We start from the raw sequence: 8,511 nt of genomic DNA, 5'->3' as shown, positions 1-8,511 counted from the left end.
TGACCCGGACGGCATTGTGCCGCAACAGTATGCGCCCGACGAGCTCGTCGGCGCCGACTACTACCTGCCGACGACGCACGGCGCCGAACGGGAGATCGCGGGGCGGCTCGACCGGTTGCGCGCGATCCTCCGTCGAAAGCGCTGACCGGTAATCCTTGACATCCCGAGCACCGCGACCTACGTTTGTAGTCAACCAAATGATTGATCAAACTAGAGGTTGATAATTGAAACCCGAGGATGGTGGCGGCGAAGAGCGTCTGGACCGCGCCTTCTTGGCCTTGGCGGATCCGGTGCGCCGGGCCATCGTGGCCAGGTTGTCGCGGGGGCCCGCCACGGTCAACGAGCTGGCCGAACCGCATCCCATCACCAAACAGGCGGTGTCCAAGCACATTCAGGTGCTGGAGCACGCGGGCCTGGTCACTAGGACCCGCGTGGCCCAACGCAGGCCCGTGCACCTCGACGCCGCGGCACTCGAGCGGCTGACGGGCTGGATCGACCGCTACCGGTTGGACGCCGAACGCAACTACCGCCGGCTGGACGGCCTGCTGGTGGCGACCGAGAACACAGACAAGATCTAGAAGGGAAACTCGCGATGACGAACGCACTCGACCTAGTGGCCCCAGTCGACACCCTGGCCATGGAATTCGCCCGCGAATTCGACGCTCCCGTCGAGGCGCTCTTCCGCGCTCACGCCGAACCCGAGCTCGTCAAGCAGTGGCTTGGGCCCTCTCGAAATGAGATGTCCATCGAGCGTTGGGAATTCCGTACCGGCGGAGGCTATCGCTACCTGCACCTCGGGCCAGACGGCGACGAGTACTGGTTCAACGGCGTCTTCCACACTGTGCGTGACGACGAGTTCGTCATCCAGACGTTCGAGTTCGAAGGCGCACCGGACATGGTCAACATCGAATATCTATGGTTCGACGACCTCGGCGGCGGGCGCAGCAGGCTGCGCGGACGTTCGATCTGTCCCAACACCGACGCCCGCGATGCCCTCCTGTCCTCGGGCATGGAGGGTGGCATGACCGAGGGCTACGAACGTCTCGAGACCCTGCTGTCGGACGCCTGACGACTGGACGCTGGAAGGGGTGGTGCCGGTCGGCACCGGCAACTGGTGGAGGGCGGCGTTGCCGCCGGGATGTCAACGTCCTCGACGATCGCGATGGGGCACGATGTTCGATTTCGCCGATCCCGACGGCAACGCCTGAGTGGTGCAGCAGAGGTGCAGCAGATCAGGGCGCGGGGAAACCCCTTCTGCCGCACCGCCCTGACTAGCGGCGAAGGATGCCTGTCCGACGGCGGCCCATCAGACCGGCCACCAGCGCGACGCCGAGCGCGGCGACGATGACCTGCACCAGTAGTTCCATCCAGTCGATGCCTGCGGTCGCGGTGGGGATGCCGAGTTGGCGGGCCAGCCACGTGCCGATGAGCGCCGAGACGATGCCGACCAAAATCGTGACGAGAAAGCCGATCGGCTGCTTGCCGGGGAGTACGAGGCGACCGAGGACGCCGACGACGACGCCGATCAGTATTGCGGTGATGATGCCAGTGGGAGTCATTGTCTCTTCACTTCCGTTCGGTGTTTGAGATGAGACAGCGATACCCTCGGGCCCACGAAATAAACGTCGCCGTGAATAAATTCGGCCGTACTCTCGTGACTGTGAACACCGAGTTGATCGACGTGGATACCTCCCGTCGCCGCACCGTGGATGTCACCGACACCGTCCGTGCATTCTGTGCACCGCTGGGTGACGGGCTGTGCAGCGTGTTCGTTCCGCACGCCACGGCGGGCGTGGCCGTCATGGAGACGGGCGCCGGGTCCGACGACGACCTGGTCGAGACGCTCGAACGGTTGCTGCCCCGCGACGACCGATACCGACACGCTCACGGTTCCCCGGGACATGGCGCCGATCACGTCTTGCCCGGGATAGTGGCGCCGTCGGTGACCGTCCCGGTTCAGGCCGGCGAGCCGCTTCTCGGTACCTGGCAGAGCATCGTGTTGGTCGACCTGAACAGGGACAACCCGCGGCGGTCGGTGCGTCTGAGCTTCATCGGTGGGTGAAGCCGCGCCTAACCGGCGCGCCACGAGGAGCCCACGCCGCGCGCTTGCAGGGCGATCGGGACGGGCCGGTACTGTAATGCGGTCGAGAACGGCCATGACTCGAATAGTTAAGGACAGCAGCACGTGCAGACACACGAGATCAGGAAGCGCTTCCTCGATCACTTCGTGAACGCGGGTCACACCGAGGTGCCGAGCGCGTCGGTGATCCTCGACGACCCCAACCTGTTGTTCGTCAACGCGGGCATGGTCCAGTTCGTGCCGTTCTTCCTCGGGCAGCAGAGGCCGCCGTGGGACCGCGCGACCAGCGTCCAGAAGTGCATCCGCACGCCCGACATCGACGAAGTCGGCATCACCACCCGCCACAACACGTTCTTCCAGATGGCGGGCAACTTCTCCTTCGGCGACTACTTCAAGAAGGGCGCCATCGAGTTCGCCTGGACACTGTTGACCAATCCGCAGGATCAGGGTGGCTACGGATTGGACCCCGAAACGCTCTGGGCGACTGTCTATCTCGACGACGACGAGGCGATCGCACTGTGGCAGGAGGTAGCCGGGCTGCCGCTGGAACGCATCCAGCGTCGCGGGATGGCCGACAACTACTGGTCCATGGGCATTCCGGGACCGTGCGGGCCGTCGTCGGAGATCTACGTCGACCGCGGACCCGCGTACGGTGTCGACGGCGGGCCAGAGGCCAACGAGGACCGCTACATCGAGATCTGGAACCTCGTCTTCATGCAGAACGAGCGCGGCGAGGGCACCGGCAAGTCCGACTTCGACATCCTCGGTCCGTTGCCGCGCAAGAACATCGACACCGGCATGGGCATCGAGCGCGTGGCGTGCCTGCTGCAGGGCGTCGACAACGTCTACGAGACGGATCTGGTGCGCCCGGTGATCGATCTGGTCGCAGGAATCGCGCCGCGCGGATACGGCTTGGGCAACCACGATGACGACGTGCGCTACCGCATCATCGCCGACCACAGTCGCACCGCCGCGATCATCATCGGCGACGGCGTGAGCCCGGGCAACGACGGCCGCGGGTACGTGCTTCGCCGTCTGCTTCGTCGCGTCATCCGATCGGCCAAGCTCCTCGGCATCGACACTCCGATCGTCGCCGAACTGATGGCACGAGTCCGCGACGCGATGGGCCCCTCGTACCCGGAGCTGGTGACCGACTTCGATCGGATCAACCGCATCGCGGTCGCCGAGGAGACGGCGTTCAACCGAACGCTCGCGTCGGGCTCACGGTTGTTCGAGGACGCAGCGAACTCCACCAAGGCATCCGGGGTCACCGTGCTCTCGGGCATGGACGCGTTCACCCTGCACGACACCTACGGCTTCCCCATCGAACTCACCTTGGAGATGGCGTCGGAGTCCGGCCTCACCGTGGACGAGCAGGGTTTCCGTGGCCTGATGGCGGAGCAGCGTCAGCGCGCCAAGGCCGACGCCGCATCCCGCAAGCATGCACACGCCGACCTGTCGGCGTATCGCGAGCTGGTCGACACCGGCCCCACCGAATTCACCGGCTTCGATGAACTGTCCTCCGAAGCAACGATTCTCGGCATCTTCGTCGATGGCAAGCGAGTACCCGTCGTCGCCCACGACGGGCCAGCCGCGGACCGCATCGAACTGGTGCTCGACCGCACACCGCTCTACGCCGAGTCCGGCGGCCAGATCGCCGACATCGGCGACATCACCGGCACCGGATCCAGCGGCGCCGCCAAGGCGGCCGTCACGGATGTGCAGAAGATCGCCAAGACCCTCTTCGTGCACCGCGTCAACGTCTCCTCCGGTGAGTTCGTGGAAGGCGACACCGTGGTGGCGGCGGTCGACCCCACGTGGCGACGCGGTGCCACCCAGGGCCACTCGGGCACGCACATGGTCCACGCCGCGCTGCGACAGACATTGGGCCCCAACGCCGTTCAGGCAGGGTCGCTCAACCGGCCGGGTTACCTGCGCTTCGACTTCAACTGGCAGGGTGCCCTCACCGAGGAGCAACGCAACGAGATCGAGGTCGTCACCAACGGGGCCGTCGAGGCCGACTTCGAAGTGCACACCTTTCGCACCGAGCTCGACAAGGCCAAGGCCATGGGTGCGATGGCCCTCTTCGGCGAGGCCTACCCGGAGGAGGTGCGCGTCGTCGAGATCGGCGGCCCGTTCTCGTTGGAGCTTTGCGGCGGCACGCACGTGCACAACTCGGCGCAGATCGGCCCCGTGACGATCCTCGGCGAATCGTCGGTCGGCTCCGGCGTGCGTCGAGTCGAGGCCTACGTCGGACTGGACTCGTTCAAGTACCTGGCCAAGGAACGCGCCCTGATGGCCGGTCTGGCGTCTTCGCTCAAGGTGCCGTCGGACGAGGTGCCCGCCAGGGTCGCCAACCTCGTCGAACGGCTCAAGGCCGCGGAGAAGGAACTCGACCGCTCGAGGCTGGCCAACGCGCGCGCCGCGGCAGCGGACGCCGCCGCAGGTGCAGAGCTGGTGGGTAAGGTCCGTGTGGTGGCACAGCGCATGGCGGGGGGCATCTCCGCGGCGGACCTGCGCAGCCTGGTCGGTGACGTCAAGGGCAAGCTCGGCTCCGAGCCAGCCGTGGTCGCCCTGATCGCCGATCCGGGCGAGCGAAGCGACGGGAAGGGCCAGGGTGACGGCGACTCGGTGCCCTACGTCGTCGCAGTCAACCCAGCCGCGCAGGACCTCGGGCTGAGCGCGAACGAATTGGTCAAGGTTCTGGGATCGGGGCTGAACGGACGTGGCGGAGGCAAGTCCGATCTCGCGCAGGGCTCGGGCAGTAGAGCGTCGGGCATCGACGCGGCCCTGACCGCGTTGCTCGCAGAGCTCAACCGGAGTCGACTCGGTTGACCCATACCGAAGACCGTCAGCCCGACCGGCCTGGCGGCGACGACCCCGGACGCGGTCGTCGGCTCGGGGTCGACGTGGGCACCGTTCGCATCGGCGTCGCCACCAGCGACCCAGACGGAATACTGGCCACTCCGGTCGAGACGGTAAGCCGTGACGGCAAGAGCGCCGGCGGCAAGCACATTCGCAGGCTCTCGCAGATTGCCGCTGATCTCGAGGTCGTCGAAGTCGTCGTCGGTTTGCCGCGGACCCTCGCCGACCGAACCGGCCCGTCGGCCCTCGATGCGATCGCGGTGGCCGATGCCCTCGCGGCCCGCATCGACCCCGTTCCCGTGCGGCTGTCCGACGAGCGGCTCACCACGGTGACGGCTCAGCGGTCGTTGCGGGAGGCGGGCGTCCGGGCGAGGGGGCAGAAGTCGATGATCGACCAGGCAGCTGCCGTGGGCATCCTGCAGAACTGGCTGGACCAGCGGCGAGTCGCCCTCGCCGAACACCGCGGAGCGGCCGATGTCTGACAATTGGGGTCGCGAGCGCACGGCGCCGGAGGCGGTCGGGCGGCCGCGCCGCAACATGAGCCGGACCGAACGCGCCAGAGCCAACCGCAACCGCCGCAGGCGCCGCATGTTCAGCCGCCTCTCGGTCGCCGCGCTGATCGTCGTCGTGATCGGCGCCGTGTTCCTCGGCTCGCGGCTGTGGCACGGAGTCTTCGGCAACTCGGGCGGCGACTACCAGGGTGACGGCGTCAAGGACGTGGTCGTACAGGTCCACAACGGGGACTCCACCACCGCGATCGGCAAGACCCTGCAGGACGGCGGCGTGGTGGCCACGTCGCAGGCCTTCGTCGACGCCGCGGCGGGCAATACGGCCATCTCCTCGATCCAGCCGGGGTTCTACAAGGTGCGCACCGAGATTCCCGCCGCGAATGCCGTTGCCCGGCTGGCGGATCCGCAGAACCGGGTGGGCAGGTTGGTGATCCCCGAGGGACGCCAGCTCGACGACATCGCCGACGTCAGGACCAATGCGGTGACGAAAGGCGTCTTCTCGCTGATCGCGGACGCGACCTGCACGAATCTCGACGGTCAACAGAAGTGCATCAACGTCGACGACCTGAAGAAGGCCGCGGGATCAGCGGACCCGTCAGCGCTGGCGGTGCCCGCATGGGCCGTCGACCCCGTCAAGGCGCTCGGCGCCGACCACCGCCGTATCGAGGGCCTCATCGCGCCGGGCACATGGGACGTCGACCCGTCGGCGCCTGCACAGGACGTCCTGTCGAAGTTGATCTCCGCCAGCACGCGGCAGTACGAGCAGAACGGTCTGCTCGCGGCCGGCAATGCCGAGAACCTGTCGCCGTACCAGGTCCTGGTGGTGGCGTCGCTGGTGCAGCGTGAGTCGAAGCCCCAGGATTTCGCGAAGGTGGCCAGGGTCATCTACAACCGGCTGATCGCGCCCGATCACCGCCGACTGGAGTTCGACTCGACGGTGAACTACTCGCTGGACCGTCAGGAGGTCGCGACCACCGACGCCGACCGGGCCAGGTCGACGCCATGGAACACCTACGCGCGCGACGGGCTGCCCGCGACGCCGATCTGCTCACCCGGACAGCCCGCGCTGGCCGCCGCCGAGAGTCCCGAGCCGGGTGATTGGCTGTACTTCGTCACCATCGACATGCAGGGCACCACGCTGTTCACCCGTGACTATCGACAACATCTGGCCAACATCGAGCTAGCCCGACAAAACGGTGTGCTCGACAGCGCGCGATGAGCCGTAGGGCCGCGGTCCTCGGATCGCCGATCGCGCATTCCCGGTCGCCGCAGCTTCATCTGGCTGCCTACCGCGCCCTCGGGTTGACCGACTGGACTTACGAGCGCATCGAGTGCAGTGCAGATGAATTGCCCCCGCTGGTACGCGGTCTCGGCCCCGAGTGGGTGGGTGTGTCGGTGACGATGCCCGGCAAGTTCGCCGCGTTGCGGTTCGCCGGGGAGCGAACCGTCCGGGCGGAACTGGTCGGCTCGGCCAACACGCTCGTCCGGACGGCGTCGGGCTGGCGGGCAGACAATACCGACATCGATGGAGTGACTGGGGCCCTCGGAAGCATTTCAGGTCCGGCCGCGATCCTGGGCTCGGGCGGCACGGCCCCCGCGGCGCTCGCCGGACTGGCCGAGCTTGGCGTACAACACATTTCAATCGTCGCCCGCAACCTCGACAGGGCCGCGCCACTGCTGGACCTCGGGTCGCGGCTCGGCGTCGACACCCGCTGGGTGGAGCTCGGCGCATCGTTGGCCGGCATCGCCGTCGTGGTGAACACGATTCCGGCGGACGTCGCCGCCCGGTACGCCGACACCGTCACTAGGACGCCGGTGCTCCTCGACGCGATCTACGACCCGTGGCCGACGCCGCTGGCGCGGGCGGTCACGGCCGCGGGCGGGCGGGTCATCAGCGGGCTGCAGATGCTCCTGAACCAGGCGTTCGCGCAGGTCGAGCAGTTTACCGGCCTGCCCGCGCCGAAAGAGGCGATGATCGCGGCCCTCGGCGGACCGTAACCTTTCTCCATGGGGGAAGGGGTGGCCGCGGTTTGTGTGCTGGCCTGGCTGGCGGCGCTCGCGGTCTATGACGTCAGGCAGCGTCGACTGCCGAACGCGCTGACGCTTCCCGGCGCGGTCGCGGTCCTGATCGCCGCGGCGCTCGCCGGGCGTGGGGTGCCTGCGCTGCTCGGCGCTCTCGTTCTGACGGCCCTGTACCTCGGCGTGCACCTGGTCGCACCCGTGGCCATGGGTGCGGGGGACGTCAAGTTGGCGATCGGCGTCGGTGCGCTGACGGGCGCGTTCGGGGTCGATGCCTGGGTACTCGCCGCGATCGGCGCGCCGCTGCTGACGGCGCTGTGGGGGATCGTCGTCGTGCAAGCTCGGGGCACCGGGGCGAGCGAAGCGACGGGGGGAATCACCGGGGCGAGCGAAGCGACGGGGGGAATCACGGTGCCGCACGGACCGTCGATGTGTGTCGCGACGCTCGCAGCGGTCGCCCTGGTCGTCCTCTAGACCTACCGTTGATTCAAACGGGGGAGACGACCATGCCCACACGCGCCGCCACACCCGACGACCTGGAAGCGATCGCGGAGATCTACGCCCACTACGTGCGCACCAGCGTCGCCACCTTCGAGCTCGATCCGCCCGAGCGCGAGGAGTGGCGACGGCGCTTCGACTCGATCACCGGCGCAGACCTGCCGTTCATCGTCACCGAACGCGACGGTACCGTCGCCGGCTACGCGTACTGCGCACCGTGGAAGACGCGACCGGCCTACCGGTCCACGGTCGAGGACTCGGTGTACGTCGCGCCGCGCGCCACCGGACAGGGCTGTGGCACCGAACTGATGCGCGAGTTGCTCGGTGCGACCGTGGTCAGAGGCATCCGGGAGGTGATCGCGGTGATTGCCGACACGGGCGATCCCGCCTCCGTCGAGTTGCACCACCGGTTCGGCTTCACCGACGCCGGCCGCCTGACGAATGTCGGCTACAAGCACGACAGGTTCGTCGACACATTGCTGCTGCAGCGCAGCCTAGTATGAGGGATTACGTCAGGTCGGGGCCGCCATGGGAAGATGG

10 protein-coding genes and 1 pseudogene are annotated in these 8,511 nt (G+C 67.5%); 10 read left to right on the top strand and 1 reads right to left on the bottom strand.

Annotation, left to right across the window (positions count from 1 at the left end; all coding sequences use genetic code 11):
- The 3 genes and pseudogenes from QOI01_RS13340 to QOI01_RS13330 form a co-directional block, all read left to right on the top strand.
- A pseudogene (locus tag QOI01_RS13340) lies at positions 1–145 on the top strand (replication-associated recombination protein A); the annotation flags it as partial.
- 79 nt (positions 146–224) lie between these two features.
- A complete protein-coding gene (locus QOI01_RS13335; RefSeq protein WP_526381621.1) occupies positions 225–578 on the top strand; it encodes an ArsR/SmtB family transcription factor in 354 nt (117 codons plus the stop codon).
- A gap of 14 nt (positions 579–592) precedes the next feature.
- Entirely contained in the window at positions 593–1,069 is a 477-nt protein-coding gene (locus QOI01_RS13330; RefSeq protein WP_526381619.1) for an SRPBCC family protein, read from the top strand.
- 202 nt (positions 1,070–1,271) lie between these two features.
- Here the strand turns inward: QOI01_RS13330 and QOI01_RS13325 are convergent, their stop codons facing one another.
- Complete coding sequence (locus tag QOI01_RS13325) at positions 1,272–1,559, bottom strand: GlsB/YeaQ/YmgE family stress response membrane protein (protein ID WP_526381617.1); 288 nt, start codon at positions 1,557–1,559, stop codon at positions 1,272–1,274.
- Positions 1,560–1,672: 113 nt separating this feature from the next.
- On the opposite strand from QOI01_RS13325, the gene QOI01_RS13320 reads away from it, so the two are divergent.
- The 7 genes from QOI01_RS13320 to QOI01_RS13290 all read left to right on the top strand — a co-directional run bounded on the left by QOI01_RS13320 (position 1,673) and on the right by QOI01_RS13290 (position 8,474).
- Positions 1,673–2,062, top strand: a complete 390-nt coding sequence (locus QOI01_RS13320; RefSeq protein WP_526381625.1) for a secondary thiamine-phosphate synthase enzyme YjbQ — start codon at positions 1,673–1,675, stop codon at positions 2,060–2,062.
- A gap of 123 nt (positions 2,063–2,185) precedes the next feature.
- Positions 2,186–4,915 (top strand): alanine--tRNA ligase, encoded by a 2,730-nt coding sequence (alaS, locus tag QOI01_RS13315; protein WP_526381615.1) that lies wholly within the window; start codon positions 2,186–2,188, stop codon positions 4,913–4,915.
- Entirely contained in the window at positions 4,912–5,427 is a 516-nt protein-coding gene (gene ruvX, locus QOI01_RS13310) for a Holliday junction resolvase RuvX (protein ID WP_526381613.1), read from the top strand. The genes alaS and ruvX overlap by 4 nt, the downstream gene beginning before the upstream one ends.
- Positions 5,420–6,673 carry an endolytic transglycosylase MltG gene (locus QOI01_RS13305; protein WP_526381611.1) on the top strand — a complete coding sequence of 418 codons (1,254 nt, stop codon included), beginning with the start codon at positions 5,420–5,422 and terminating at the stop codon, positions 6,671–6,673. Before ruvX ends, QOI01_RS13305 begins: the two co-directional genes overlap by 8 nt.
- Entirely contained in the window at positions 6,670–7,452 is a 783-nt protein-coding gene (locus tag QOI01_RS13300) for a shikimate dehydrogenase (RefSeq protein WP_526381609.1), read from the top strand. The genes QOI01_RS13305 and QOI01_RS13300 overlap by 4 nt, the downstream gene beginning before the upstream one ends.
- Before the next feature lie 9 nt (positions 7,453–7,461).
- The gene (locus QOI01_RS13295; RefSeq protein ID WP_526381607.1) at positions 7,462–7,947 is read left to right on the top strand and encodes a prepilin peptidase; all 486 of its coding nucleotides are present in this window, start codon (positions 7,462–7,464) and stop codon (positions 7,945–7,947) included.
- A gap of 32 nt (positions 7,948–7,979) precedes the next feature.
- Positions 7,980–8,474 (top strand): GNAT family N-acetyltransferase, encoded by a 495-nt coding sequence (locus QOI01_RS13290; protein ID WP_526381605.1) that lies wholly within the window; start codon positions 7,980–7,982, stop codon positions 8,472–8,474.
- The last annotated feature ends 37 nt before the right edge of the window (positions 8,475–8,511 follow it).

Source organism: Mycobacterium sp., from assembly GCF_032162605.1.
Taxonomy (GTDB): domain Bacteria; phylum Actinomycetota; class Actinomycetes; order Mycobacteriales; family Mycobacteriaceae; genus Mycobacterium.
The sequence above is the reverse complement of the archived record's forward strand: the minus strand, read 5'-3'. Positions and strand labels throughout refer to the sequence as shown.

Coding starts and splice junctions, on each gene's coding strand:
- QOI01_RS13290 (WP_526381605.1), top strand. CDS start 7,980: ATGCCCACACGCGCCGCCACACCCGACGACCTGGAAGCGATCGCGGAG.
- QOI01_RS13305 (WP_526381611.1), top strand. CDS start 5,420: ATGTCTGACAATTGGGGTCGCGAGCGCACGGCGCCGGAGGCGGTCGGG.
- QOI01_RS13325 (WP_526381617.1), bottom strand. CDS start 1,559: ATGACTCCCACTGGCATCATCACCGCAATACTGATCGGCGTCGTCGTC.
- QOI01_RS13300 (WP_526381609.1), top strand. CDS start 6,670: ATGAGCCGTAGGGCCGCGGTCCTCGGATCGCCGATCGCGCATTCCCGG.
- QOI01_RS13295 (WP_526381607.1), top strand. CDS start 7,462: ATGGGGGAAGGGGTGGCCGCGGTTTGTGTGCTGGCCTGGCTGGCGGCG.
- QOI01_RS13330 (WP_526381619.1), top strand. CDS start 593: ATGACGAACGCACTCGACCTAGTGGCCCCAGTCGACACCCTGGCCATG.